This window comes from Marinobacter sp. (assembly GCF_048266785.1).
Taxonomy (GTDB): domain Bacteria; phylum Pseudomonadota; class Gammaproteobacteria; order Pseudomonadales; family Oleiphilaceae; genus Marinobacter.
This window is the reverse complement of sequence record NZ_JBLWYX010000007.1, coordinates 11,963-38,952: the sequence shown is the minus strand read 5'-3', so window position 1 is coordinate 38,952 and position 26,990 is coordinate 11,963. Positions and strand designations below refer to the sequence as shown.

Genomic DNA, 26,990 nt, shown 5'->3' with positions numbered 1-26,990 from the left:
ATGTATACAGAAATAATACTCGGCGTGGTCATGTTCACCGTTATCGTTCTGGCGCTTGTGGCGATCATCCTCGCGGCGAGATCCAAACTGGTAAGCACCGGTGATGTGACCATCGAAATCAATGACGATCCGGAACACACCGTGAAAACGGAAGCCGGTGGCAAGCTATTGGGCACCCTCGCGGGCAGCGGTATTTTCCTGTCGTCAGCCTGTGGCGGCGGCGGTACCTGTGCCCAGTGCAAGTGCAAGGTGTTTGAAGGCGGCGGCGCGATGCTGGCTACGGAAAAGACCCACTTCACGAACCGTGAAGAGAAGGAAGGCTGGCGCCTGTCGTGTCAGGTTCCGGTCAAGCAGGACATGAAAATTGAGGTGCCTGAGGAGTTCTTCGGCGTCAAGAAGTGGGAATGTGAGGTTGTCTCCAACCATAACGTTGCCACGTTTATCAAAGAACTTATCCTGAAGCTGCCGGAAGGCGAGGAAGTCGATTTCCGCGCTGGCGGTTATGTTCAGCTGGAATGCCCTCCCTACGAAATCAACTTCAAGGATTTTGTTATTGAAGAAGAGTTCCACGGCGATTGGGACAAGCTGGATATCTGGCGCTATAAGGCCATCAACAAGGAGGAGACCATTCGCGCCTATTCCATGGCGAACTATCCGGAGGAGAAGGGCGTTCTCAAGTTCAATATCCGTATTGCCACTCCGCCTCCGGGTACTGATCACCTGCCGGGCATCATGTCCAGTTACGTGTTTGACCTGAAGCCGGGTGACAAGGTTACGGTAATGGGACCATTTGGTGAGTTTTTCGCCAAGAAAACCGAAGCGGAAATGGTGTTTATCGGTGGTGGTGCCGGTATGGCGCCCATGCGGTCTCATATCTTTGATCAGTTAAAGCGCCTGAACTCCAAACGCAAGATCAGCTTCTGGTACGGTGCCCGGAGCGAGCGTGAGATGTTCTACGTAGAAGATTTCGACGGGCTTGCCGAAGAGAACGACAACTTCGAATGGCATGTTGCCCTGTCTGACGCGCAGCCTGAGGACAACTGGGAAGGCCCGACGGGCTTTATCCACAATGTACTCTATGAAAACTACCTGAAGGATCACCCTGCGCCTGAAGACTGTGAGTTCTACATGTGCGGGCCTCCTATCATGAATGCGTCGGTTATCAAGATGCTGAAAGATATGGGTGTCGAAGACGAGAACATCATGCTGGATGACTTCGGAGGCTAAACCTTTCAGATGACATCCCGTATGTTACAACCCGCCCGGGTGGCTTTTGCCAGCGTTTTCATGATGCTGACACTGGTGGCCCTGGCGGGTTGCTCGTTTCAGCCAGATGAAGAAGTCTGGGAGATTTCGGGGCCTGTATTTGGTACCAGCTACCATATCAGCGTTGTCTTACCGGAAGATCACGAAAAACTTAAGGCGCTGGCCAAAGGCATCGACGAAACTCTTGAACACGTTGATGTGTCCATGTCGACCTGGCGAGAGGATTCGGAGCTGTCAAAACTGAATCGCCGGGACGATCAATCGGACTGGATTCCTGTGTCGGATGAACTTTTTGAAGTGTTGGCCAGAGCGGATGAGATTTCGCGGCTGACAGACGGCGCGTTTGACGTGACCATTGGGCCACTAGTGAATCTCTGGGGCTTCGGGCCAGATGCAAGGCCTGAACAGATTCCTTCTGAAGAGAGCCTGGCTCGAGCCCTGGCCACAACGGGTTACGAGCATCTTGCGTTCCGGCCTGAGCCGCCCGCGGTAAAGGCGGACGTGCCCCAATACATCGATCTCTCTGCGATCGCAAAAGGTTATGGTGTTGATGTCGTGGCCCGTTATCTCGATAGCGAAGGCATAGAAGCGTATCTTGTCGAAATTGGCGGGGAAATCCGCACCAGCGGGAAGAAGCCTGACGGCGACGTGTGGAGGCTTGCTATTGAACAGCCGGTGGAAAGCACAGAGCATAGGGTAAACCTTGTTGTTTCACTGCCTTCCCGGGCGATGGCCACCTCCGGAGACTATCGTAACTATTACGAATCGGAAGGGCGCCGTTTCTCCCATACAATAGACCCTGGAACCGGACAGCCGATAGCACATCATCTGGCTTCTGTAACGGTTATCGCAGATGACAGCATGACCGCCGATGCACTGGCAACCGGTTTCACGGTGATGGGTTATGAGCGCGCGAGTGCGCTTGCAACGAGGGAGAATATCCCCGCCTATTTTATTATCCGGACGGAAAACGGGTTTGAGGGACATCAGACTCCGGCGTTTTCGTCCTACGTTACTCAGTAAGGGGAGCGCAACATGGGTACCTTTCTTCTGGTTTTATTGATTGTGGTTCTGCTGGTAGCTGGCATGGCTGTTGGCGTCATTTTTGGTCGCAAGCCGATCAGCGGCACCTGTGGCGGTATCGGTGCGCTAGGCATCAGTTCGTCCTGTGATATTTGCGGTGGCAACACCCAGAAGTGCGAAGAGGAAAGCCAGCGTGTGGCTTCAGAGGCCGTAGCGCCCGAAGAACTGGCCTACGATGCGAGCAAAGCGGGTCGCAAGTAGTAAAGGTTGGCGGATTCCCAATAATCATAATTACTTTTTCACGACGTAGATAAGGAGTCACTGCGCGCATGGCGGAACATCATTACGACGTCGTCGTTATCGGTGCTGGACCTTCAGGTGAAGGTGCGGCAATGAATGCGACGAAGCATGGCAAGCGTGTTGCTATCGTTGAAGACAAGCCCACAGTGGGAGGCAACTGCACCCATTGGGGCACGATTCCTTCCAAGGCTTTGCGCCATTCGGTCAAGCAGATCATTACCTTCAACACCAATCAGATGTTCCGGGATATCGGAGAGCCCCGCTGGTTCTCGTTTCCCCGGGTACTGCAAAGCGCACAGAAGGTTATCGGCAAACAGGTAAAATTAAGAACCCAGTTTTACTCCCGTAACCGTGTGGATCTGATCAACGGACGCGCGTCGTTTCTCGATAACAACCGGCTCGAAGTCCGCGGTAGCACGTCCGACGAAACACTGAACTTCAAACAGGTAGTGATTGCGACCGGCTCACGCCCTTATCTGCCGCCTGATGTGGATTTCCGCCATCACCGGATCTACAACTCGGATACGATTCTCAACCTGTCTCATACGCCTCGCACGCTGGTCATTTATGGTGCTGGTGTTATCGGTTCGGAATACGCGTCTATCTTTGCTGGTCTGGGTGTGAAAGTTGATCTGATCAACCCAGGCAGCCGTCTATTGTCATTCCTTGATGATGAAATCTCGGATGCTCTGAGCTACCACTTGCGCAATAATGGTGTGCTGGTGCGCCACAACGAAGAGTATGCGTCTGTGGATGGTGATGATCACGGTATCGTGCTCTCCCTGAAATCCGGCAAGAAGATCCGGGCGGATGCGTTTCTCTGGTGTAATGGCAGAACAGGGAACACCAATAAACTCGGGCTTGAGGCGGTCGGGCTGGTTCCCAATGGTCGCGGCCAATTGTCGGTGGATGAGCACTATCGCACTGAGGTGGAAAACATTTACGCTGTCGGTGATGTCATCGGCTGGCCAAGCCTCGCCAGTGCCGCTTATGACCAGGGTCGATCTGCAACCTCGGCGATTGTTCAGGATGAGTACTTCCGGTTTGTGTCCGACGTACCCACGGGCATCTATACAATTCCCGAGATCAGTTCTGTAGGCAAGACCGAGCGTGAGCTTACAGAGGCCAAGGTGCCCTACGAAGTCGGTCAGGCTTTTTTCAAGGACCTTGCCCGGGCACAGATTACCGGCGAAGCCGTTGGTATGCTGAAACTCCTGTTCCACCGCGAAACCCGACAGATTCTGGGCATACACTGCTTTGGAGACCAGGCAGCCGAGATCGTTCATATCGGCCAGGCGATCATGAACCAGAAGGGTGAGGCCAACTCTCTCGATTACTTTATAAACACAACCTTCAACTACCCGACCATGGCGGAAGCTTATCGGGTAGCTGCGTTGAACGGCCTGAACCGGATCTTCTGAACGATCTTGTTTCAGCTTGCGGGTAATGCCTCATTACCCGCCGTTTTGTTTTCCTGACGACCAGGCAGCGTGAGCGAGGCGCTTGCGCGGTTATCAAAGAACATCCGCGTGCTGGTAGGGTAATCCGTGATAATGCTGTCGACTCCCATCGCTTCGAGCTGAAGCATGTCCTGGATGCGGTTAACCGTCCAGCAGGAGACGTGCATTTCCCTGCGGTGAGCATTCTCCACAAGCTCTGGCGAGCATAGCTTCCAGTTAATGCACAAGTAGTCACAACCCAGCCCGGTTGCTATGCGAAGCGGCCTCGGGAATCGACGTTCTGTTACCAGCCCGGTGTGTATGCGCTTATTTCTTCTGCGTATTTCTTTCAGAAACCAAGTGTCTGACGAGGTAATCGCTGCTGTCTGGTAAAGGTTGCGATGCTGGATAATTTCCGTTAACCGGTTGCACAGAATATTAAGCCTGGCGCGAGAATCTTTTTTTACCTCGAACTGGAAGTGCTCGACATCACTGAACTGGTCCAGCAAATCTTCCAGTGTCGGAATACCCGCTCTTACAGGCCATGTGCTTGTGTTCCGGCGAGCGTCCATGGCTGCCAGCTCCGCAGCCGTGTATTGGCCAACATTACCTTTCTGGTCGGTAGTGCGGTCGGTGGTGAGATCATGCACAAGTACGGGCTTGCCATCCTTCGACAGCACCAGATCCAGCTCAAAATGCCGAATGCCCTGTCGGTAGGCGTGCCTGAATCCGGGCAGGGTATTTTCTGGGGCTTCACCTTTGGCGCCCCGGTGTCCGTAGACAATCATTCCGGTGTTTTACCTCTCAAGCGTTGATAAATAGCCTGGCGTTTTTTCCAGGTATCGTGACACAGGCGTATGTCTTCCAGGTAGGCCGACAGCTCATCCATCAGCAGGGCCTGCGGGCCATCTACCAGAGCCTTCTCGGGCTTGGGGTGAAAGTCCACCAGAACCATGTTGGCGCCTGCGATCACGCCCTGTGCGGTTGCGTGCATTACGTCCAGGATGCCATCCGGCGCCTTCTCGCGGGTACCTACCGAGTGTGAGGGGTCGACACAAACGGGCATGCGCGTCAGCCGTTTAACCGCCGGTACATGGGCGAAATCCACCATGTTACGGTGCGGTTGGCCGGCTTCGGTTTTCATGCCTCGCAAACAGAAAACAACGTTCGCGTTGCCTTCACTGGCCAGATATTCCGCTGCATTCAGGGATTCATTCAGCGTGATGCCGAACCCGCGCTTGAGCAGAACGGGGTACGTGGTTTGCCGGCCAATGGCTTTGAGCAGTTCAAAATTCTGGGTGTTCCGGGTACCGACCTGAAGCATGACCCCGGTTGGTTGGCCGAGTTTTTCCAGGCAGGTATCAATTTCCTCAATGTGGCTCTCATGGGTGATCTCCATGGCGATCACTTTGATACCGTGTTTGCCGGCTTTCTCGAAAACCCACGGTAGACAGCCCTTACCATGCCCCTGAAACGAATAGGGGTTGGTGCGGGGCTTGTAGGCACCCATGCGGGTACAAACTTCGCCGTGTTCCTCTAGTGCCTTCAGCATCATTTCAACGTGCTCGGGAATGTCGACAGCGCACAGCCCGGCAAAAATGTTTAGATTGGACTGGTTGAAGTCCACGCCGTTGTAGCTGAAGCCCGTTTGCCGATTGTCATCCCGGTGACGCCCCAGTATCCGGTAATCCTCGGATATGCGGATGGCGCGCTCGACAGCCGGTAGCGCTTCGATTTCTGCCATATCAAGTGGTTTGGTGTCGCCCAGAAGGTAAACTTCGGTCAGCCGCTGACTGACGCCCTGAATCTCATGCACCCGCACAGTCACACCCGGCAGGTGCTCCAGAAAATGCATCGTCTGGCGATAGGCGTCGCTGTCCAGAGGCGTGTTGGGATGAAGAATGGCTAGCATGGGGCTTCCTCTGTTATGTGCCGGTCAGGAGCGTGCGCTCTCGGCCTTGTGTCGCGCCTGTACGAATTCCCGATGGTTAAGATGCAGCAGGTCAGCCATACGGCGAATAAGGTGTTCTTCGTACTTGTCGACGCGATCATCGGCGAGCGCAACGTGCCAGATATTTTCCAGCAATGACTGCTTGTCCTCCTGGCCCAGAGACTCGTTGATCTGCTCTGTGAATTCATACAGCGAGGTGGCGTGGTCCGCCTGCTCCAGGGCATGGCTGAGAATTTCTTCAGCTTCTTCCCGGGTCAAGTGATGAGCTTTTATCGCACAGTCTACGATAGCTTGCAGCTCGCGCTCGTCTTCGTCGTTATCCACCCTTGAAAGCTGCACCATCAAAGCGGTTGCTGCAATCGCCATCTCGCGAGCATCGGGTTTATGGTCCTCTGTTTCCGGCGTACTAAACAGTTTTTTCAGGCTTTCAATCATAATCTGCCACGATCATTGAGGTGCGTTGAGATTGCATCAAGAGCGCCTTGAAGGCGCGTCGTAATCAGGCCGCTTTACTGGCCAGTTGGCGAACCTGGCCCTCCAGTTCAATCTGGTCGACGGTGAAGCGACGAATGCCGTCTGCCAGTTTTTCAGTGGCCATGGCATCCTCGTTGCTCTCCCAGCGAAACCGTTTCTCATCCAGAATACTGAAACCGTCTTGTGAACTTGCTCCATTTGCAGAGAGTCTTTGTTCCAGGCTCCCGTTGTCGTTTTTCAGCTCCTGCAACAACGCAGGGCTGATGGTCAGGCGGTCACAGCCCGCCAGCATTTCAATTTCCCCGGTATTCCGGAAACTCGCTCCCATAACCACCGTACTGTAGCCATTGGCTTTGTAGTAATTATAGATGCGGGCGACTGAACGTACACCGGGGTCCTCGGCGGCAGGGAAGTGGTCCCGCCCGCTGCTGGCAAGGTGCCAGTCCAGTATGCGACCCACAAAAGGTGAAATCAGGAACGCACCGGCTTGAGCACAAGCAGCAGCCTGTACAAATGAGAACAACAGAGTGAGATTGCAGCGTATGCCTTCCTGTTCAAGTATTTCCGCCGCACGGATGCCTTCCCAGGTGGCAGCAATCTTGATCAGAACCCGGCGGGTATCGACTCCCTGTTGGTCATAGAGCTCTATAAGGCGGCGTGCGCGCTTGAGCGTGGCCTCGGTATCGAATGACAATCGAGCGTCGACTTCCGTTGAAACCACACCCGGAATCAGATTGAGTATTTCCTGGCACGCAAGAACTGCCAGCATATCGGTTGCCACCGTTAACTGCTCGGCGTCGGAACCACCCTGTTTGCGGGCCATGGCGACCGCCTTTGCCAGCATAGGGCGGTAGGCATCGGAAGCGGCTGCCTTGAGCAACAATGAAGGGTTTGTTGTCGCATCCTGCGGGCGCCATTGGGCGATGGCATCGATATCGCCGGTGTCGGCGACTACCGTTGTCATCGTCTTCAATTGTTCGAGTTTATTGGCCATTCGTACTGTCGTCCGGATTGATGTTGTATCAGCACATCCGAATCCCGGGTGCTGGTTATAGGTCTACAATAGCGGGCTGTAAAGACAGGAACAAGACAGCAAAAAGTAAGGTTCTGGCAATAAAGCGTTAAGGTCGCGGTCAGGCGCTGGTTGTCTCTTCATTTAACATAGGCTGCGCGGGTTCGTGAACCTTCTCCAGAGCGGTCTCAATGACCTCCAGCCCTGCGCCGGGCTTATGAGCGTTTTCGCTGATATAACGACGAAACTGGCGCCCGCCGGGTACACCGTGAAAAAGCCCCAGCAAATGCCGGGATATGTGGCAGAGGAAAACTCCGCGCTCGAGTTCGCTCTGGATAAACGGGTACATGGCCCTGAGGGCGTCATGGCGTGAGGCCGTGGCGGTCTCGCAACCGAAGAACTCCGGATCCACGCCCGCCAGAAGCCAGGGGTTGTGGTATGCCTCGCGGCCAAGCATCACGCCATCGGTGTGCCGCAAATGTTCATGGCACTCTTCAAAGGTTTTTATGCCGCCGTTGATAACGATCTCAAGGTGCGGATATTTCTGCTTCAAGCGGTACACCCAATCGTACTTTAACGGCGGAATATCCCGGTTTTCCTTGGGGCTCAGGCCTTCAAGTACGGCAATACGGGCATGCACGATAAATGTCCGGCATCCGGCGGCGCTTACCTTGTCCACAAACTCGCAAAGATCGTCCCAGGATTCCCGGCCATTAATGCCAATACGGTGCTTGACGGTAACCGGAAGCTGCGTGGCTTCAATCATCGCTTTGACGCCTTCAGCTACCTTATCCGGGTGTGCCATCAGGCACGCCCCGATCATGTTGTTCTGAACCCGGTCGCTGGGGCAGCCAACGTTCAGATTTACCTCACTGAAACCAAACTGCTCCGCCAATCGAGCACAATGGGCCAGCTCACCTGCATCACTGCCGCCAAGCTGGAGTGCCAGCGGGCATTCGGCAGGATTGTGATGCAAAAACCGCTCAGTATCTCCGTGAATCAGTGCTCCTGTAGTGACCATCTCGGTATAGAGCAGCGTATGCCGGCTTAACAGGCGTGCGAGGTAACGATATTGCGGGGTAGTCCAATCCATCATCGGCGCTACGCAGAAGCGGCGGGATGGCTTGACCCCGTTGTTTTCGAAAGATGTATCTTGGATCATTAAATGCTCAAATCGGACCGGTTATGCGGGGTCACAACCCGAAGACAGGCGTTTGGCCTGAAAGCTTCGACAGAACGGATTGTTTGAGCCGGGATTCTATCAGGAAATCGGATTCTTTGGTTTATTGTGTATGTTTTGTACTATCAGCAATAGCCGATCTCCTGATCAGCCTGCTGCACTTGGCAGTGTTCAATATGGATAACCCCTATCACATCCTGACATCTATTAAAGATAACCTTACCGATCTGCGCCTTTATATCGCTGCTTTTTCTTCTTCAGGCCAGTCCAGACAAAACGCTGATAATCCATGCCTTCCCGGGCTTTACAAGGAACCTTGAACGAATGAATCCACACATTTTAGCGGCCGTTCTTTCGGCCGTTTTCATGGGCACAATTGGCGCGGTTGCGGTTTATGCCGATGTCAGTGCCGAAACGGTTACGTTTTATCGCCTGTTTTTGGGTGCCGTTTTAATGGGTTTCTTCCTTCTGTTTACAGGCCAGAAAGATAAAATATTTACCTGGCCTGGTATTAAAGTTTTGGTGACAGGCGCGTTCCTCGCATGCTTTGTGGTCTTTTATGTAATGGCTTTGAATTACACCAGTATGGCGAACGCGGTTATGTTGTTGTACCTGGCCCCTGTTACAGCGTCCACGGTTGCACACTTTTTTATGGGCGAGCGGTTATCAGGACTCAGCGTATTGATTATTGTCTCGGGCGTGATTCAGGCCGTGTCGTCACAGCAAAGCTCACGCTGGGCTACGGCAGAGCCAATGGTGGAAGCGGGCTAGGTTCCATTATTGATGTTACGGTTGACGGTAGTCGCACTATCGCTGATTCTGAGGGTCAACTCTGCGGTTCATTTAATAAGAGAACACTATGGCTCTTGGTTCAGCAACGTTAACAATGACTGTTTTAATGACGCCTGATAAAGCCAACTTTTCTGGCAATGTTCACGGCGGCACGCTGCTTAAATATCTTGATGAAGTGGCCTATGCGTGCGCCAGCCGTTATGCAGGCAATTATGTCGTTACCCTGTCGGTCGACCAGGTGACGTTTCGTCAGCCTGTCCATGTGGGAGAGTTGGTTACTTTTCTGGCCAGCGTAAACTACACAGGAAACACCTCAATGGAGGTGGGTATAAAAGTGATCACGGAAAACATCAATGAAAGGCTGGTCAGACATACCAATAGTTGCTTTTTTACTGTGGTGGCGGTTGATGAGACCGGGGCAACAGTGAAAGTGCCAAAACTGGAGCCACGCACTCCTGATGAAATCAGACGCTTCGCTAACGGCCAGCAGCGTCGTGCGATTCGTGCTGAGTTAGCGGAACGTTACAAAGCACTTGAAGCCCCAAAGGTATAATGAGCTTGGTTTGCGGGCCTCAGCACTTAGGTATTCAGAAAACAAACTCGAGCCCGGCGTACCAGGTGCGCCCTGCGGCGGGCTCAAAGTACCGGTCATTGCTGGCGTTAATGCGAACGTTAGCGAAGTGATCCTTGTCGCCCAGGTTGCGAATGCCCGCAAAACCTTTCAAAAGAAGATTTCTGCCGGCGTATAGGGTGTTGCCGCCCCGCAGGTTTACCAGCCAGTAATCGTCGACTTTTACCTCATTGGCATCGTCTGCGACTATATCTCCGATATAACGAGCCTCCAGTGTGGCAAAAGTGCCGCCTAAGCCTTGCCATGTCAGTCGGTTGGACCAAACCTGCTCGGGCAGGCCAGGTAATCGGTTGCCATCGTAACGGTCGCTTCCAGAACGGTAGGTATCAAACTCGTAGCTGGCCAGAGTGAGTGCGGTTTCTGCACGCCAGCTTGGTGAAAAAAGCCAACCGGCCGCCGCCTCGATGCCTTTGCGGGTTGTATCCCCGGCATTGCGGTAGAAAGTTCGGTCATCGGGCCCCGGCAACTCATAGGGGATCAGTTCATCGCGAACATCAACCCAGAACAGCGTGAGGTCATAATCAATGCCGTTGCTCAGTTCACCGCGCAGCCCCAGTTCATGATTTTGAGATTTTTGCGGTTCGGTCTCCGGGTTGAGCCCACCCACTCCAGATGGGTTGGCAAACTCCGAGAACGTCGGCGTTTCGAAGGCCGTGCTGATATTGGCGTATGCCTGGTGGGATGGCCGGTAACGATAGCTCAAACCTGCAGATCCGCTCCATTCCCTGAACGTTCGGCTCCCGCTTTGGTCCCCATCCGCCGAAAAATCATCTTCAACCTTAAGGCGAGTTCGATCGAAACGACCGCCAACCGACAGGATCAATTGATTGGTAAGGTTCAGGTCGCCTTGCGCAAAGGCGCCCAAAGTGGTTGCCGTTTGTAGTTCATCTGCGGTCCGCCCTTGCAGATCACCGGCGAAGCTCATTTGACGGCGGATACGGTCATCCCGTTGTTCACGGGCTTCCACACCCGTGACATAGCGAAAAGGAAATCCTGAGAGTTCAAGCGACTGCCGATAATCAGCCCTTGCTCCAAAATAATCCCGATCGTAATCGATGCGGCTGTCACCAGGGTAGGGCAGTTGCTGCTCAAAGTTCCTGCGCAGATAGAATGTTTTGGCCCGGAACTCGCCTGGTCCCATAGATAGATCCTGATATTGCAGGCCAAACACTTGTTGATCGACGGTTTGCCCCGTGCCGTACTCTTCCGTAAAACGCCCGGCCTGGGACCGGTCTGTTTCAACCTGCTCAGCGGTCAGGGCGCCAGGGTCTTCGGAGCGCGGGTTGTCCAGGAGATTCAGGATAGCGGTCAGCGAACGGTCGTTACCCAGCTCGCGGCGCAATTTGGTATTGAGAAGGTATTTCTCCACCTTGGCATTATCGCGATAGCCTTCATAGTTCAGCGCAGAAGCGCTTACGCTGTGTGACCAGGGGCCGTTGTTTTGGCTGTTTTTTACTGAGATCTTGCCAAAGCTATCGCTTCCGCCGGTGACACGAACCGATGTTTCATCGGGCTTACGGTGCCCGTCTGCGGTGGTTACGCTGATAACGCCACCCGCTGCGTTCCCATAAAGAACCGAGGCCGGGCCCCGAATAATTTCGATGCGCTCGGCGCTGTCGAGGTCGATAGCGTCCAACTGGGCCTGCCCATCCGGCAGGGTGTAGGGAATGCCATCAACGACAACCGTAATACCCCGAACGCCAAAAGGCGCTCGCGCTCCAAATCCACGTATGGCTATGCGTTCACCTTGGGCGTAGTTCTCCTGATTTTGCAGAAAAATGCCCGGAACCTGACCCAGAGTCTCACCCATTTTTAACCTGGGCTGGCCTTTATGAATGGCGTCCTGCTGAACGATCGACATGGCTGCCGGTGTTTCATATAAAGCACGCTCCATCACTGGAGCCGTCACGACTATGTCGGCGGCAGATTGCCCATGAGCCGTCATTGTGAATGGGAGTGTTATTAGTCCACTCAAAAAGAGAAATGTAGATTTGTAGTTATTCATAGCTCTCGTCTTGGGAGGGTGATATTAAAACCAGAGATAGCGGAAATCTCGAACTATTAGTGTAGTGCCAAGTCTCGATAAAGCGCAGGCGGTTTAAATGCAGGTTTGGGTTGTGCCTAAGTAGTGACCGATGCTCGGGCTGGCCCAGAGGTCTGGCGACATCTTCAAGCTTCCATATTCGCCACTCCAAACGGAATATGCACCATCGGAATATCGCCGGCATCGGATTCCAGGTGCGATCGTTGGTCATCAAAAAACATGTGGGGTTTGAGCACGTTCAGAATCCGGTCTTTCTTCATGCCCCCCAAGAAGAAAACCTCATTGGCATCCACGCCCCAGTGCTCCAGCGTTGTAATCACCCGCTCATGGGACGGCGCATTGCGGGCCGTCACAATGGCGGTTCGCAATACCCGCCGATAGTCGGGATTGTCCGTTAAAGCCTGGTCTTCCAGTTTTTGCAGGTGTGAAAGCTTCCGGAACAAATCTGCAAGCGGGCCGGGGCTATGTGGGATTTGGGAGCAAGACGTCTCGTGCTCCTGAAAGTCTTCCAATGAGCCGGCTTTGTATACCCGCTCAGAGGCGTCATCGGCGATCACGCCATCAAAGTCGAAAGCAATGCGCAGCTCCGTATCAGCCTCATCATCCACAACCTTACTCGGCAGAACCGTGCCAGCTGCGTAGCCATAGTCTATTGCTTGGCCTACATCGGTCGCGTTAGCTGAGAGAAACAGCGATGCATTGAACGCTGGAATGTAGGCATAGGGTGATTTGCCCTCCAGAAATGCTGCGCGGGAAATATCCAGGCGGTGGTGGTGAATGGAGTGGAATACCCGCTTTCCGGTAATAACCGAGTTTCGCGACAGCAACACCACTTCCACCGGGCATTGCTCCGGAAACTTCTGATTCACGCTCAGAAAACGCCTTACAAACGGGAAGGCAACGCCCTTACGCAAAGGCTCATCCAGGTGGGCCTCCTGATATTTCCGATAGGCCTTTTCACCCTGTTCCCGGAACACACGATCAGACCTGGAGAGGTCAAACAGAGCGCTGGAGGCAACCGCAATAACGAGCTTGTCTTCGATGGGGTAGGGCATCGGAAGGGAATTCCTCTTTTTGCAGGTATGTTTTGCAGGCATTTAATGGATGTAGCCGAGAGCAGAATACCGTATTTTGTGGCCTAATGAATGAGTGGACGCGCGCTGAGCGAGCTTGAGCCTCGAGGAGAAATGCTCCATGCACAGCAATTGGCATATTGGTATTGATCTGGGTGGCACCAAAACTGAAGTCATCCTGATTGACCGTCAGGGCGACCAGTATTTCAAGAACAGCGAACATTTCAGAAAACGCGTGCCGACACCTGTGGGAGATTACCATGCCACTCTTCAAACCATACAAACACTGGTGCTGGACGCTGAATTGCAGGCCGGGGTCAGCGGTTTGCCCGTGGGCATTGGCATACCCGGTAGCGTTTCCCGCATCACTGGCAGGGTGAAGAACGGCAACTCCACCTGGCTCAACGGACAACCCATGCAGGATGACTTGCGCGCCCTGTTGCAAAGGCGGGTCACTCTCACCAACGACGCCAATTGCCTGGCGCTTTCCGAGGCCACTGATGGCGCAGGCAAAAACCACAATCTGGTATTCGCAGCCATACTGGGTACTGGCTGCGGAGCCGGCATAAGTGTGAATGGTCAAATTCTCACGGGCCTTAACGGCGTTGCGGGCGAGTGGGGCCACAATCCGTTGGCCTGGACCCCGCAAGCCGAGTTGGCACTGCGCCCCTGCTTCTGTGGTCGCGACGGCTGTAACGAAACCTTTCTTTCTGGCACCGGACTGGCACTGACGCACAAACTGCTGACAGGGGAGGCACAGGCCGCACGCGACATCGCCGAAAATGCCCTTAAGGGTAAAAAAGCGGCTGTTGAAACCCTCGACCAGTACTTGGAGCACCTCGCCCGCGGCCTTGCGGCCGTTATCAATGTATTGGACCCGGACGTTATTGTACTGGGCGGTGGTATGAGTAATACCGAACAAATCTATCGGGAGCTGCCGCCAAGGTTGGCGACGTACGTGTTTGGCGGAGAGTGTGGAACGCCGGTCATAAAGGCCGCCCACGGGGATTCCAGCGGGGTGCGCGGGGCGGCCTGGCTATCGAGGCCTTTAGACTCACCCTAACCCGCATTTGGTCTTACCTGCATCAAACGATCTTGAATCGGCGCACCAAGCCGTCCAGATCTTCGGCCATATCGGCCATCGATTTGCTGGACTGGTTAACGTGGGCAATGTCGTCCGTAAGCTCATCGATAGCGCTACTGCTGGCTTCGAAGTTTTGAGTCATCTCTGCCGCCGTTGCACGCTGTTGCTCGGTGGCGCTTGCGATCTGTGTTGTCATTTCCACGATGCGGTTCACCGCAGCCAGAATTTCTGATAAGGCGGTGCCGGATTTGGAGGCTTCTTCTCTGGCCTCGCCGGCCATGTGCTTGGCTTTGCTCATATCAACCACGGCGCCCGCCGCACCGCTTTGCAGGTTTGATACGATCCGTTCGATGTCGACGGTTGAATCCTGAACCCGCTTGGCCAGGCCACGGACTTCGTCTGCAACTACCGAGAAACCCCGGCCTGCATCACCTGCGCGAGCCGCTTCGATAGCCGCATTCAGGGCCAGGAGGTTGGTTTGTTCTGCAATCGCCTGGATAACCTCCAGCACACCGCCAATTTCGCCCGACTCCTGTTCCAGACGTTGAATGCGCTGAGAACCCTCTTCGACCTGTTCTGCCAGGTTGGATACGGATCTAATGGCCGTCGCAACCGTCGCTTGTCCCGTATCTGCCAGGTTGGCCGCCTGGCGCGCAGATTCATCTGTGTCGCTCGTATTGGACGCGATTTCATCCGAGGTGGAAACCATCTCCTGCATAGCGGCCGACATCTGGGTGATCTGATCTCGCTGTTGTTCGGCATTCCCTGAGGTTCTGTTGGTTATGCCCGACAAGGATTCCGATTCAGTGCTGAGACGGCGCGATGACGTAACAATCCGGGAAATGGTATTTTCCAGAGTTTCCAGAAACGAGTTTACCGCCGAAATAAAGTCCCCGATCTCATCCGGGCGCCCGCTGGTTAGCCGGGTCGAGATATCGCCATTGTTATTGCCAATGTCTTTCAGGTACGTGAGGATTTCTGTTCGGGCGCGTTTGACACTCGCGCCCATAATCCGGCTCATCACAAAGGCAACCACCAGCCCCAGAATGACAGAGGCGATGAATGCAGCGAGTATAAAACTGAGTGCCGTGCCGGTTTCGGCTTCGGCTTCGTCGGCTACAGCTTCAAGGGCGGTGAAGACCTTCCGCTCAAGATCCCGGGCCAGCTCGGTGATCTTTGGGCCCAACACGTCAAGCTCGGTGTTTTTCGTGTTGATCATCGCTCTTTGATGGACCAGCAGATCGTCTACCGATGCCTGGTATTTTCCCAGCGCCTCTGTTGCGGTATCGATGTACTGTCTGATGTACTGCGGGACCGTGTCCATATCGAGAAAAGCGAGGCCATCGGCCAGATCCTCAATAGCATACCCAAGGGCTTTTTCCGAGGATTCGTCGCCGTTTGCGAAGTATCGCTGTGCTGTCATTCGCATCAGGAGTGTGTCGTTGGTCAGCTGTTCCAGAACGACTCGTAATTGGCTATCCGGATCTCTGTTGGTAATCCCGTCGATGGCTCTTCGCAGTGCTTCCGATGCGGTGGGGCCATATTTGTCGAGCTCGTTGGTAATGATACGTTGTACTTGCTGCTTGGCAGGCACCAATTCCGCTTTGAAAATATCAATGTATCGCGATGTTGCTTGCTCAATTTCATCCACAAGCTGTTTGCGGTCTGAATTCAGCATGTTTTTCTGTCCAACGGATATTCCGCTAAAAAACTCGGATTCGAGCCGTTCAAAGCGAGACAGGATTTCGTCATTGCCAGTGACGTAATAATCAAAGACCCACAGTCTCATCCTGTATAGATTGATGAGAACGCCCGTCGCAACGGCCGTTTCCGGAGCCAAATCCCGCGCAACGGTGCTCATTCGTTCGTCCAGGCTTTGAAACTCTCTGATACTGTAAAAAGTGACGAACGCAAAAAGCAGCAGAATGAAAACGGGAGCAATCAGGAGTTTGCCGCTTACGCCGAGTCGACGCTCAATTGATTCAAATCTGTTTACAGCCACGGTTCTATCTCTTTTTAGGTGCTCGATGCTCTGGTTAACGGCAGGTCTGGGATAATCTGAACAAATAACCGCCCTGTACACCTCCTTTGGACAGTACCCATTGCCACAATTGCAGGTCCCGGGCCCGGAAAGCGCCGGCGCAGGACAACAGATAGTACCGCCACATTCGATAGAAACGATCGCCCAGACTCTCTCGAAAGGATGGCCAGGCCGCCTCGAAATTGGCGTGCCAGGCCATCAGCGTTTTGTCGTAATCGGCACCAAAATTTTCCAGATCCTCAACTATAAACAGACCTTCAGAAGCATCCGCGATCTGGCGAATGGAAGGTAAATCTCCATTGGGGAAAATGTATTTTTCGATCCAGGGGTCTGTCACAGTCCGGGACTTGTTTTTGCCGATGGTGTGGAGCAGAAGCAGCCCGTCTTCGGTGAGAGCGTTGTTAGCTACGCGCATGAATTCCAGATGGTTCTTGCGGCCAACATGTTCAAACATGCCGATACTGGCGATGCGGTCAAACTTGCCTTCTACCTCCCGGTAATCCTGCAGTCTCACTTCAATGGGTAAGTCGGCGTATTGAGTCCGGGCCCAGTCGGCCTGGGCCTGGGAAACGGTGAAACCGACGCATTCCACGCCGTAGTGCTCCGCCGCGTAACCCATAAAACTGCCCCAGCCACAGCCAATGTCGAGCACCCGCATGCCTGGTTGCAAGCCGAGCTTGCGGCAAACGAGGTCGAGTTTTGCTTCCTGGGCGGCGGCCAGGTTGTCGGCATTCTTCCAGTAGCCACAGCTGTAGTTCATGCGTGGATCAAGCATGGTTTTATAGAATTCATTGCCCAGATCGTAATGGACCTGGGCTACCTTCCACACTCGTTTGCCCTGCTGAAGGTTGCGCAGGGTAGCGCTGAGATAATAGAGCAGTTGCTTGCGGGGCTTGAAGTGTTGATCCAGCCTGCAGCTCAGCAGCCGGCAGAAGAATTCATCCAGCCGATCAGCGTCCCAGTCTCCGTCCATATAGGCTTCGCCGAATCCGAGATTGCCTTTGGTAATGGCACGCTCAATCACGCCCGGGGCATTGAACCGGATATCCCAGGGCCGTTGGCCGCCGATGTGTATATCGGCGGTTGCCAGCAAATCAGAGATGGCGCGATGGAGCTCTGAATCAGGCGCATCCGGGGTTGAGTTGGCCTGGACACTATGGTTTCTAGTCATAATGGATACTCCGCAGTGACGGACTTATCCTATGTTCTGGACTAAAGGCATCGTTTAGTCAAATTGCAGTTTCCAGTGTCCCCTCCCAGTATTGGTTCTATTATGAAAAGGCCCCAACGTGCCATTTAGCGCTCATTGACGAGATCTTTTGAAACTTATTACTTCTATTTTCTTGAATAAATCGAGCGCTCGATCTATTTTGTAAGTAGGGAGAAAAATGAACAATTCCAATGAAACGAATCCTGAGAGTTCCAACTGGCCTCTATGCACCGATGGCAGGATCGCACTTGTCACAGGCGCTGCGGGCGGGTTGGGAAAAAGTTTTACCGGGTGCTTGCTCGCTACGGCATTCGTGTAAACGCGCTGGCACCCGGGTATATAGAAACCGACCTGAACCGAGAGTTCTTCGTTACCGAGCCGGGCCAGAAGATGATTCGCCGCATTCCCCAGCGGCGCCTTGGGCAGCCAGACGATCTGTGTGGCCCGTTGCTGCTTCTGGCATCGGAGCTTTCTGGTTACATGACCGGCAGCACCCTTGTGGTGGGTGGCGGTCATCTTCAATCTTCGCTATAGAGGTTCCCGCTGTGGATTTTAATCTCAATGCCAAAAATGAGTCTTATCGAGAGCGGATAAGAGACTTTGTGGAACAGCATCTGTTGCCGCTGGAGAGTAATCCGGAAGCTTACGATGAGCATGAGAATATTGCGCAAGAACATCTGGAAAAAATGCGTGCCAAAGCAAAGCAGGAGGGGCTATGGTGTCTGCAGATTCCGGAGCACCTTGGTGGGAAAGGGCTTGATATCTCGGGTATGGCAGCCTGTTACGAGGAAATGAACCGCTCGATTTTTGGTCCAGTGGTTTTCAATTCCGCAGCGCCCGATGATGGCAACATGATCGTATTGGCGAAGGTCGCTACTGAGGCGCAGAAGGAGCGTTGGCTAAAGCCCATTGTGGAGGGGACGGTGCGATCCGCATTTGTGATGACGGAACCACCCCCCGGCTGTGGCTCAGACCCCGGCATGATGCAGACAAGCGCAAAGCGTGTGGGTGACAAGTGGGTTATCCATGGGCATAAACACTATATTACGGGCGCTGCCGCAGCCTCCCATTTCATTCTGATTGCCCGAACGTCCGACGACACCAGAAAGGGTTTAACGGCCTTTATGTTCCACAAGGATGATCCGGGTTGGGAGATTATTCGGCGCATTCCCATCATGGGACCGGAAGAGCATGGCGGGCACTGTGAACTCCGGTTTGATGGCTTGGAAATTCCGGATGAGAACCGTCTGATGGAGGTCGGAGACGGCCTGAAACTTACCCAGATTCGCCTTGGTACTGCGCGGCTTACTCACTGCATGCGCTGGCTTGGCTTGGCGCGCCGATCCCTCGAAATCGCCACTGAATATGTCAATACGCGAGAGTCCTTTGGCCAGACCTTGGCTCAGCGCGAGGGAGTGCAGTGGCTCTTGGGTGAGGCTGCGATGGATATCCAGGTCGGTCGTTTGCTGACCATGCATGCGGCCTGGAAGCTGGACCAGGGTGACTTTGCCCGGAAAGAAGTCTCCATGGCGAAAGTGGCGGTTGCCGATACCTTGCACAAAGCCGTAGATACCGCTATTCAATTGTGTGGGGCGAGAGGCTACTCCAAAGACACCCCTCTGGAATGGATCTATCGATATGCGCGCCAGGCGCGGCTGGTTGATGGCGCATCGGAAATTCACAAGATGGTGTTCTCAAAAACATTGTTGGCCGAGCGCGCTGATTTCTGGCGTTGGGGGGTATAAGCCTGATGTCTGAGCTTGCGGAGGCCTTCAGCCGGTTTGTCGTTCACCAATCCGGCGCTCGAAGCGCCAAAGTAATCACGTTTGAAAAGCTCTCCGGGGGCGCCATTCAGGACAACTTCGGATTGAGCTTGCAGATCGAAGGTGGGGATCGGCCAGGTCTTCAGGAGCTTGTGGTGCGGCAGGATGCCCCTTCAGGCGTTGCGGAAAGCCTTTCCAGACCCGAGGAGTTCCGGGTGCTGGAAGCGGCGTTTAAAGCGGGGGTCACCGTACCGGAACCGCTTTGGCTGTGCGCAGATCTTGATGTCAGCGGGCAGTTGTTTTATGTCATGACCCGGGCGGACGGGAGCGCATCACCCCGCAAATTGGTCAAGTCAGATTTAACTGCAGAGCAACGCCGCAACATTGTCCGACGGCTAGGCGCAGAGCTTGCCAAATTACACACAGTGCGCCCACCGGTGCGGTCGCTGGATTTTCTGACATTACCTGGTCAGGACGGCGCGGCGTTGAGCCGTGTAGCGATTTACCGGCGGCACCTCCGGGAAATCGCAGAGCCCCATCCCGTTCTGGAATGGGCGCTCAACTGGTTGGAAGACAACACGCCTGAACCGGGTCCAACGGTGCTGTGCCACTGCGACTTTCGAACCGGAAACTACATGATGGCTGGTGAACAGTTGACCGCTGTCCTGGATTGGGAGTTCGCTGCCTGGAGTGATCCGGCGGAGGACCTCGGCTGGTTTTGTAGCCGCAGTTGGCGGTTTGGAGCGCATGAGCGGGAAGCGGGCGGGGTCGGTGAGAAGCAGGATTTTCTGGACGGTTACCGCGAAGCCGGTGGCACTGAGATTGATTCGACCGCTGTCAGTTATTGGGAAGTGATGGCTCTCGTACGTTGGGCGATGATCGCGCTTCAACAAGCGCGCCGGCACATCTCCGGCGAACAACGCTCGTTGGAACTGGCGCTGACCGGTCGAATGGTCGCGCAGATGGAGTATGACCTATTGACGCAGATTCAGGAATTGGAGGGCGATCAGTGATCAATAAACCGGACATCCACGATCTGTTGACCGAAGCGCGCCGGGTGCTGATGAACTCACTGACACCAGAGCTCAAGGGAGAGCACAAATACGAAGCGCTGATGATTGCCAATGCTATGGGTATGGCAATCCGCGAGCTTGGGCAGGATGAGCAGGCCAAGGTGGAGAAGGCTGATCGGGCTGTCAGCGCATTTTTGGAGGCGCGATCTGAGCCACATCATCATGCTGAATGTGAGGCATTTCTTGCCGAGGCGATTCGAGAACGTCGGCTGGATGGAGGCGATGAGGCCCTGCGTAACCTGCTTCGAACGTTAACGGAGGCTCGCTTGGGAATAAACAGCCCAGGTTATCTGAAACGGTGAATCATGAATAAATACAAAAAGTTCGACAGAACACGCGCCAATTATTCAGCTTTGACGCCCCTGACGTTGTTGCAGCGCTCTGCAACCGTGTATCCGGATAAACAAGCGGTCATCGATGGCGACCAGAGGTTTTCCTATCGCGAGCTGTACCGGCGCTGCTGCCAGATGGGCGATGCTCTGCGGCGCAGAGGTATTAACCCCGGGGATACGGTTGCGATATTAAGTCCCAATAGCCATGAGATGCTTGAGTCCCACTACTCCGTGCCGATGGCGGGAGCCGTTATCAACACGATTAACATTCGCCTCGATGCCGCGACGCTGTCCTTTATTTTGGGTCATGGTGAGGCGCGGGTGCTGTTCTATGATACCGGCTGGGAGAATGTAGTGCGCGCTGCGGTTTCGGAGCTGGACGTGCCGCCGCTTTTAATTTCTATCGAGAGTAAGGCTGGTGAGAGTGATGGGCTTGCACAGCAGAATTATGAAAGCTTTCTGTCAGAGGGGAGCGCGGAGGCCAGTTGGCAGCGCCCCAATGACGAGTGGGATGCCATTTCTCTGAATTATACGTCGGGCACCACCGGCAATCCGAAAGGCGTGATCTACCACCACCGTGGCGCTTTCCTGGCAGCAATGACGAACGCCATGGTGTTTGAAATGACGCCCGAGACGGTCTACCTGTGGACTCTTCCTATGTTCCATTGCAACGGTTGGGCCTACACATGGGCGATAACGGCCGTGGGCGGAACCCACGTTTGTCTTCGGGAAGTGGACCCGATGAAAATTTATCGCCACATCGAGACCCAGGGCGTGACGCATATGTGTGGCGCGCCGGTGGTTATGAATATGTTACTGCAGGAGCTTGGGCGACAGGAGCTGAAACTTTCCCGTTCGACACAGTTTGCCCTGGGTGGAGCGGCGCCCCCCAGCAGTGTGATTCGCAAAGCGGAAGAGATTGGTTTTCAGATTACTCACCTTTATGGGCTTACCGAGACATTTGGTCCGTCCGCATTGTGCGTGCCACAGCCCGAATGGCAAGCCCTTCCTCTGGAGCAAAGAGCGTTAAAAATGTCCCGCCAAGGCGTTTTTACACACGGGCTGGATGAGATCGTTGTTCTCGATGTTGTGAGTGGCGAATCCGTGCCTGCGGATGGCAATACCATGGGTGAGATCTGTATCCGGGGAAACACCGTGATGAAGGGCTACCTGAAAAATCCGGACGCGACGGCCAATGCTTTCAGTAATGGCTGGTTTCACACAGGCGATCTGGCGGTTATGCACCCCGATCACTACGTTGAGATCCGGGACCGGGCGAAGGATGTGATCATATCCGGCGGAGAGAACATCTCCAGCCTTGAAGTGGAAGAAGTCCTTTACCAGCACCCACAGATTTCCGAGGCAGCTGTCGTAGCAATGGCCGATGAAAAATGGGGCGAGGTGCCTTGTGCCTTTGTCAGTCTGGTTGAAGACAGTGGGGAGATGACCCCCGCAGACATTATCGCGTTTTGCAGGGAGCGCATGCCACATTTCAAGGCGCCCGGAAAAGTGGTGTTTGGTGAGTTGCCGAAAACCGCTACGGGGAAGGTCCGCAAAAATATACTCCGGGATTCGTTGGTCCCATGATAGGTCTGACCGCGGTCAGAAGGAGGTTGCAATAGCGTCCAGAAGATTTTAACCAATGACAACAACTACAACAACGAAGGGGCATTACAATGATAAAAACATGCGCAAAAAAAATCCTGGTTGCGATGACGGCAGCTGCTTCGATTGGTGCCGCAAGCACCAGTTACGCGGAGGACCCGATCCGTATAGGGGGAATCTATATTCTCTCTGGCAGTGCTGCGACCTATGGTGAGTTTGCCCAGAAGGGCATCAACCTTGCGGTCGATGAAATCAACGCCACTGGAGGAATTCTGGGTCGTCAAGTCGAGATGATCTATGAAGATAGCCAGGGTAAAGCATCGGTGGCCATTCAGGCAGCCCGGAAATTGGTTTACTCCGAAGGTGTCGACGCTCTGGTAGGGCTGGATAGTTCCGGTGTTGCGCAGGGCATGGTGCCGACAATGCCGGAACTGCAGAAACCACTCATTATTACCCACGCAGCCACCCCCGATGTGACTGGAGAACTGTGTAATGCGTTTACCTACCGTATCAGCGTAAACGTTGCCCAGAATATGAAAGCCGCTGCTCTGGTGGCGGGAAAACTTGATGCCACTAACTGGACGACTATCGGTCCGGACTATGCTTTCGGTCACCAGTCCTGGGAGTATTTCGGGAATTACCTCAAAGACATCAAGCCTGATGTCAACCTGATGTCGGAAACCAATTTTCCGCGCTTTGGAGCGGAAGATTTTACGCCCTTCATTGATCGGGTGATGGACTCGGATGCTGACGGTGTTCTTATTTCTGTCTGGGGTGGTGATCTGGTCAACTTTATTCGTCAGGCCAACAATCGCGGATTCTTTGAGAAGAACTTCGAAGTGTTGTTTACCGTTGGCGCAGCAACCGAAGTGCTGTCTGCTCTTGGCGATGGGATGCCGGAAGGCGTGCACCTTTCTACCCGGTACTGGTACGAAGCCTATGATAACGACATCAATGCCCGTTTCGTTAAGGCCTATGTCGATGCTTACGGTACTCCTCCCAGCTACAACGCTGAAGGCGCTTATGCGGCAATTCATGCCTACAAAAAGGCAATAGAAGCAGCGGGTACGACCGATGGCCCTGCGGTTGCAAAGGCACTTAGTGGTATGAGTATGGAAGCGCCGAACGGCACGGTTACGTTCCGCAAAGGAGATAATCAGGCAATGGTAAGTCCGAACTGGGGGATTTCAGGCCCAATGCACCCTGAGTACGGTATCCGCACACTGACTGATCTGCAGATCTTTGACGGCGAACAGGTGGCTCGCTCTGTCGAAGAGACCGGTTGCAAGCTCTGAACTGACGGTTGTCCAAAAGCTTGTTGTGGCGTCCGTGCAGGGCGCCATGAAACCGGCCCTAACGAAATGAGGTAATTCATGACTGGCATCGGATCGGCGTTGCTGAATAGTCTTGATATCGGGCTTCTGCTGTTCATTATCGCAGTGGGCCTGAACATCGTGTTCGGTGTTCTGAATATCATTAACTTTGCTCACGGAGCGCTCTACATGCTGGGAGCGTACCTGGCATTTACCCTGATCAATATAGCCGGTATGCCGTTTTGGGCAGCGTTGCTCCTGGCTCCGCTTGGCGTGGCTATATTGGCGGTATTCATCGACCGGTTTTTATTGCGGTATATCTATTCCAGGGATGTAGCAGACAGCCTGCTGCTTACTTTCGCGCTTCTGTTAATTATTAACGAAAGTGTCCGAATGATCTGGGGGAGTGGCATTCAGGTCGTTCAACCACCGCAGTTGCTGGCCGGGTCGATGGATATTCTGGACAGCTCCATACCGACATACAGTCTGTTCGTGATTGTTATGGGCTTGCTGTTACTGGCGGGGCTCTGGTTCCTGTTTAATCGGACCCGAGTCGGTCGAATCATGCGCGCGGCGGCGCTCGACCGCGATATGGCTGAGGTTTTGTGCATTAATACCCGGGTGGTTGTGACCGGTGTGTTTGCCTTTGGCGCCTGGCTTGCGGCTTTCGGTGGGGTGATTGCCGCGCCGATGCGTGCATTGGATCCCGGCATGGGCGACAAGATCATTATCGAGTCCTTCATTGTGGTGGTCATCGGCGGGCTTGGGAGCTTTCCCGGAGCCTTGCTTGGCGCCATTGTTCTCGGGTTGATCCATGGCTTTGGTGGTCGTTATTTCCCGGAAGTGAACATGCTTTTGCCTTTCCTGGGCATGGCACTGGTTCTGTTGTTCAAACCTAATGGCATTATGGGCAAAGGAGCAACGGCATGAAAACCAGAGTGTTATGGGCCTTGCTGGCTTTGGTGATTGCGGGGCTGATTTCGGTGCCCTGGATTGCCTCTTATTTTTATATTTTCATTTTTACGGAAATTCTTATTCTGGGTTTGTTCGCAGCCAGTTTTAATCTGATTTTTGGTTATACCGGGATGCTGAGTTTCGGGCACGCCGCCTTCTTTGGTATCGGTTCCTATGCTATGGCACTGGTGCTAATACATCTGGAGTGGCCGTTCGTTATCAGCCTGCTGGTATCCATGGGTGTCTCAGCGCTGTTAGCCCTGGTCATTGGTTTTTTCTGCGTTCGGCTAAATGAAGTGTATTTCGCCATGTTGACACTGGCCTTTGGCATGATGGTGTTTGCTATTGCGTACCAGTGGCGCTCAGTCACCAATGGCAGTGACGGACTGGCGGGCTTCTCTCTGGGTTCGTTCGGGCTGGGGCTTGATCTGACTCTGGGGAACCCAGCTGTCTATTACCATGTCGTGCTGGCCATTGTTGCCATTGCGTCGGCAACGCTCTATCTGATATGCCGCAGTTCATTCGGGATGATCCTGAGAGCGATTCGCCAGAATCCCGAGCGGGTGTCATTTGCCGGTCTGAATGTGCGTACATACCGGTTGGTGGCCTTTGTGATTGCAGGGTCTTTTGCTGGCCTGGCAGGCGGCCTGATTGCTCCGTTCCTTCGCGTGGCGAGCCCCGAGCTGCTGCACTGGTCGATGTCAGCAGAGCCAATACTGATGGCTATCCTGGGTGGCACAGGCTACTTTTTGGGGCCGTTCATTGGTTCGGCAGTGTTCATACTGTTGGAAACCTGGATAACCAGCTTTACAGAGTCCTGGATGCTTGTACTGGGTATCATTCTCGCCTTGATGGTTATTTTCTTCCGTAAGGGTTTACTGGGTACGGTTCTTGACTGGTGGATGGAGATAAAGAAATGACGAGTCCAATTCTCACCATATCGAATCTTACCAAACGTTTTGGCGGAAATGCGGCGGTCTCGGGCATCAATCTGGAAGTGATATCGAAGGAAACCATGGCCATTATTGGCCCTAATGGCGCTGGCAAGACAACGTTCTACAATATGGTTTCTGGCCGAATGCAGCCCACTGAGGGCAGTATCACGCTTGATGGTAAAGACATCACTGGCTTACCACCCCATAAAATCAGCAGGTTGGGAGTTTCACGTTCGTTCCAGATCAACAATATTTTTCCTGAGATGTCCGTTCAGGAGAACGTGGAGGTCGTGTTGTCTGCTTACCATGGCCATAGTCGCAAGCTGTTTAATATTGCGTCGCGCAACACGGGTATTCAGCAGGAGGCAGTCGAGCTCCTCAAGCGCCTGGGTATCGATAGCCTCAAGCATCAACGTGCGGAGGTCATCAGTTACGGTGACAAGCGTCTTTTGGAGATTGCTATGGTTCTGGCAACGCGCCCGAAACTGGTTCTGCTGGACGAGCCTACTGCAGGTATGACACCGGATGAAACCCGGCGAACCACACGGCTGATCAAGAGTCTGGCAGACAGCGGCGACTACACGTTCCTGATCACGGAGCACGACATGGATGTGGTTTTCGATGTGGCCGATCGCATCCTGGTGATGCACCGTGGCGAAAAGTTGTTTGCCGGCACGCCATCGGAAGTGAAGAGCCATCCGGAGGTTCGTCGTGCGTATCTGGGTGAGGAAGAAGACGAAGAGACCGAGGAGACCGGCGCATGATTCTTGATGTTCGCAATATCCAGACGTTTTATGGCGAAAGCCAGGCGCTTCATGGCGTTACTCTTCAGTTGGAAGAGGGTGAGACTGTTTGTCTACTGGGCCGCAACGGAGCAGGAAAGAGCACAACACTGAAAAGTATTATTGGCCTAACGCCTCCGCGGTCCGGTGAGGTGAAGTTTGACGGCAAGCACATACAGGGGTTGCCGCCGCACCGAATTGCCCGTTCGGGAATTGGCTATGTGCCGGAGGATCGCCGGATTTTCCCCAGCCTGAGTGTCCGGGACAACCTCGAAGTAGCCGCGTATCAGCGCAAAGGGAGTGTCGCTCACTGGACGGTGGACAATATTCTCAAGAAATACGAAATGCTGGGAGAGCGAGAAGACCAGGACGGGGCGACCTTGTCCGGTGGTCAGCAGCAAATGCTGGCGGTCGCTCGTTCGCTGATGATTCAGCCAAGGCTTTTGTTACTGGATGAGCCCAATGAGGGCCTGGCCCCCGTGATTGTTCAGCAAATAGGGGAGTTGATTGATGATCTTAGTCAGACCACGACCATACTGTTCACCGATCAGAGCGTTCGATTCGCACTTAAACACGCCCGGCGAGCATACATTCTGGAGAAGGGGCAGGTTGTTCATCAGGCCAGTAGTGATGAGCTGAAGACTGATCATGCAACTCAGGAAAGGTTCTTGTCGGTCGCCTAATATGGACGGGGCCGCGGCTGTAGGAGCACA

At 53.9% G+C, this 26,990-nt stretch carries 26 protein-coding genes; 17 read left to right on the top strand and 9 right to left on the bottom strand.

The window, feature by feature from the left end; all coding sequences use genetic code 11:
* The 4 genes from nqrF to sthA all read left to right on the top strand — a co-directional run bounded on the left by nqrF (position 1) and on the right by sthA (position 4,010).
* Positions 1-1,227 carry an NADH:ubiquinone reductase (Na(+)-transporting) subunit F gene (nqrF, locus tag ACN0V1_RS11595; RefSeq protein WP_417545146.1) on the top strand — a complete coding sequence of 409 codons (1,227 nt, stop codon included), beginning with the start codon at positions 1-3 and terminating at the stop codon, positions 1,225-1,227.
* Positions 1,228-1,236: 9 nt separating this feature from the next.
* Entirely contained in the window at positions 1,237-2,289 is a 1,053-nt protein-coding gene (locus tag ACN0V1_RS11590) for an FAD:protein FMN transferase (protein ID WP_417545145.1), read from the top strand.
* Positions 2,290-2,301: 12 nt separating this feature from the next.
* The gene (nqrM, locus tag ACN0V1_RS11585; RefSeq protein ID WP_417545144.1) at positions 2,302-2,550 is read left to right on the top strand and encodes a (Na+)-NQR maturation NqrM; all 249 of its coding nucleotides are present in this window, start codon (positions 2,302-2,304) and stop codon (positions 2,548-2,550) included.
* A gap of 68 nt (positions 2,551-2,618) precedes the next feature.
* Entirely contained in the window at positions 2,619-4,010 is a 1,392-nt protein-coding gene (sthA, locus tag ACN0V1_RS11580; protein WP_417545143.1) for a Si-specific NAD(P)(+) transhydrogenase, read from the top strand.
* 11 nt (positions 4,011-4,021) lie between these two features.
* Here the strand turns inward: sthA and ACN0V1_RS11575 are convergent, their stop codons facing one another.
* The 5 genes from ACN0V1_RS11575 to dusA all read right to left on the bottom strand — a co-directional run bounded on the left by ACN0V1_RS11575 (position 4,022) and on the right by dusA (position 8,627).
* Positions 4,022-4,816, bottom strand: coding sequence for a glycerophosphodiester phosphodiesterase (locus ACN0V1_RS11575; RefSeq protein ID WP_417545142.1), 795 nt, complete (start codon positions 4,814-4,816; stop codon positions 4,022-4,024).
* The gene (locus ACN0V1_RS11570; protein ID WP_417545141.1) at positions 4,813-5,940 is read right to left on the bottom strand and encodes a 3-deoxy-7-phosphoheptulonate synthase; all 1,128 of its coding nucleotides are present in this window, start codon (positions 5,938-5,940) and stop codon (positions 4,813-4,815) included. Before ACN0V1_RS11570 ends, ACN0V1_RS11575 begins: the two co-directional genes overlap by 4 nt.
* A 24-nt stretch (positions 5,941-5,964) precedes the next feature.
* Complete coding sequence (locus ACN0V1_RS11565) at positions 5,965-6,414, bottom strand: TerB family tellurite resistance protein (RefSeq protein WP_417545140.1); 450 nt, start codon at positions 6,412-6,414, stop codon at positions 5,965-5,967.
* Positions 6,415-6,478: 64 nt separating this feature from the next.
* Positions 6,479-7,447: a transaldolase gene (gene tal, locus ACN0V1_RS11560; protein ID WP_417545139.1), complete on the bottom strand. Its 969-nt coding sequence runs from the start codon at positions 7,445-7,447 to the stop codon at positions 6,479-6,481.
* Positions 7,448-7,586: 139 nt separating this feature from the next.
* Entirely contained in the window at positions 7,587-8,627 is a 1,041-nt protein-coding gene (gene dusA / locus ACN0V1_RS11555) for a tRNA dihydrouridine(20/20a) synthase DusA (RefSeq protein WP_417545138.1), read from the bottom strand.
* A 342-nt stretch (positions 8,628-8,969) separates the two neighbouring features.
* On the opposite strand from dusA, the gene ACN0V1_RS11550 reads away from it, so the two are divergent.
* Positions 8,970-9,416: a DMT family transporter gene (locus ACN0V1_RS11550; RefSeq protein ID WP_417545137.1), complete on the top strand. Its 447-nt coding sequence runs from the start codon at positions 8,970-8,972 to the stop codon at positions 9,414-9,416.
* An 88-nt stretch (positions 9,417-9,504) separates the two neighbouring features.
* Entirely contained in the window at positions 9,505-9,990 is a 486-nt protein-coding gene (locus tag ACN0V1_RS11545; RefSeq protein WP_417545136.1) for an acyl-CoA thioesterase, read from the top strand.
* 34 nt (positions 9,991-10,024) lie between these two features.
* On the opposite strand, the gene ACN0V1_RS11540 is transcribed toward ACN0V1_RS11545, so the two are convergent.
* The gene (locus ACN0V1_RS11540) at positions 10,025-11,962 is read right to left on the bottom strand and encodes a TonB-dependent receptor family protein (RefSeq protein WP_417545135.1); all 1,938 of its coding nucleotides are present in this window, start codon (positions 11,960-11,962) and stop codon (positions 10,025-10,027) included.
* A 275-nt stretch (positions 11,963-12,237) separates the two neighbouring features.
* Positions 12,238-13,167, bottom strand: a complete 930-nt coding sequence (locus ACN0V1_RS11535) for a 5'-nucleotidase (protein ID WP_417545134.1) — start codon at positions 13,165-13,167, stop codon at positions 12,238-12,240.
* Positions 13,168-13,306: 139 nt separating this feature from the next.
* Between ACN0V1_RS11535 and ACN0V1_RS11530 the strand changes: the two genes are divergently transcribed.
* On the top strand, positions 13,307-14,248 hold the full coding sequence (locus tag ACN0V1_RS11530; RefSeq protein WP_417545133.1) for an ROK family protein: 942 nt from the start codon (positions 13,307-13,309) through the stop codon (positions 14,246-14,248).
* 22 nt (positions 14,249-14,270) lie between these two features.
* Here the strand turns inward: ACN0V1_RS11530 and ACN0V1_RS11525 are convergent, their stop codons facing one another.
* Positions 14,271-16,271 carry a methyl-accepting chemotaxis protein gene (locus ACN0V1_RS11525; RefSeq protein ID WP_417545132.1) on the bottom strand — a complete coding sequence of 667 codons (2,001 nt, stop codon included), beginning with the start codon at positions 16,269-16,271 and terminating at the stop codon, positions 14,271-14,273.
* Positions 16,272-16,305: 34 nt separating this feature from the next.
* A complete protein-coding gene (gene cfa, locus ACN0V1_RS11520; protein WP_417545131.1) occupies positions 16,306-17,481 on the bottom strand; it encodes a cyclopropane fatty acyl phospholipid synthase in 1,176 nt (391 codons plus the stop codon).
* A gap of 330 nt (positions 17,482-17,811) precedes the next feature.
* Between cfa and ACN0V1_RS11515 the strand changes: the two genes are divergently transcribed.
* The 10 genes from ACN0V1_RS11515 (at position 17,812) to ACN0V1_RS11470 (ending at position 26,960) form a co-directional block, all read left to right on the top strand.
* Entirely contained in the window at positions 17,812-18,054 is a 243-nt protein-coding gene (locus ACN0V1_RS11515; RefSeq protein WP_417545130.1) for an SDR family NAD(P)-dependent oxidoreductase, read from the top strand.
* Between the two features lie 11 nt (positions 18,055-18,065).
* Positions 18,066-19,265, top strand: a complete 1,200-nt coding sequence (locus tag ACN0V1_RS11510) for an acyl-CoA dehydrogenase family protein (RefSeq protein ID WP_417545129.1) — start codon at positions 18,066-18,068, stop codon at positions 19,263-19,265.
* A gap of 5 nt (positions 19,266-19,270) precedes the next feature.
* Complete coding sequence (locus ACN0V1_RS11505; protein WP_417545128.1) at positions 19,271-20,296, top strand: phosphotransferase family protein; 1,026 nt, start codon at positions 19,271-19,273, stop codon at positions 20,294-20,296.
* On the top strand, positions 20,293-20,658 hold the full coding sequence (locus ACN0V1_RS11500) for a DUF6285 domain-containing protein (RefSeq protein ID WP_417545127.1): 366 nt from the start codon (positions 20,293-20,295) through the stop codon (positions 20,656-20,658). The genes ACN0V1_RS11505 and ACN0V1_RS11500 overlap by 4 nt, the downstream gene beginning before the upstream one ends.
* A gap of 3 nt (positions 20,659-20,661) precedes the next feature.
* Entirely contained in the window at positions 20,662-22,275 is a 1,614-nt protein-coding gene (locus ACN0V1_RS11495) for a long-chain-fatty-acid--CoA ligase (RefSeq protein ID WP_417545126.1), read from the top strand.
* An 89-nt stretch (positions 22,276-22,364) separates the two neighbouring features.
* The gene (locus ACN0V1_RS11490) at positions 22,365-23,588 is read left to right on the top strand and encodes an ABC transporter substrate-binding protein (protein WP_417545125.1); all 1,224 of its coding nucleotides are present in this window, start codon (positions 22,365-22,367) and stop codon (positions 23,586-23,588) included.
* Between the two features lie 78 nt (positions 23,589-23,666).
* A complete protein-coding gene (locus ACN0V1_RS11485) occupies positions 23,667-24,536 on the top strand; it encodes a branched-chain amino acid ABC transporter permease (protein WP_417545124.1) in 870 nt (289 codons plus the stop codon).
* Positions 24,533-25,480 carry a branched-chain amino acid ABC transporter permease gene (locus tag ACN0V1_RS11480; RefSeq protein WP_417545123.1) on the top strand — a complete coding sequence of 316 codons (948 nt, stop codon included), beginning with the start codon at positions 24,533-24,535 and terminating at the stop codon, positions 25,478-25,480. Before ACN0V1_RS11485 ends, ACN0V1_RS11480 begins: the two co-directional genes overlap by 4 nt.
* Positions 25,477-26,259, top strand: a complete 783-nt coding sequence (locus tag ACN0V1_RS11475) for an ABC transporter ATP-binding protein (protein ID WP_417545122.1) — start codon at positions 25,477-25,479, stop codon at positions 26,257-26,259. The genes ACN0V1_RS11480 and ACN0V1_RS11475 overlap by 4 nt, the downstream gene beginning before the upstream one ends.
* Entirely contained in the window at positions 26,256-26,960 is a 705-nt protein-coding gene (locus ACN0V1_RS11470) for an ABC transporter ATP-binding protein (protein WP_417545121.1), read from the top strand. Before ACN0V1_RS11475 ends, ACN0V1_RS11470 begins: the two co-directional genes overlap by 4 nt.
* Positions 26,961-26,990 lie beyond the last annotated feature (30 nt).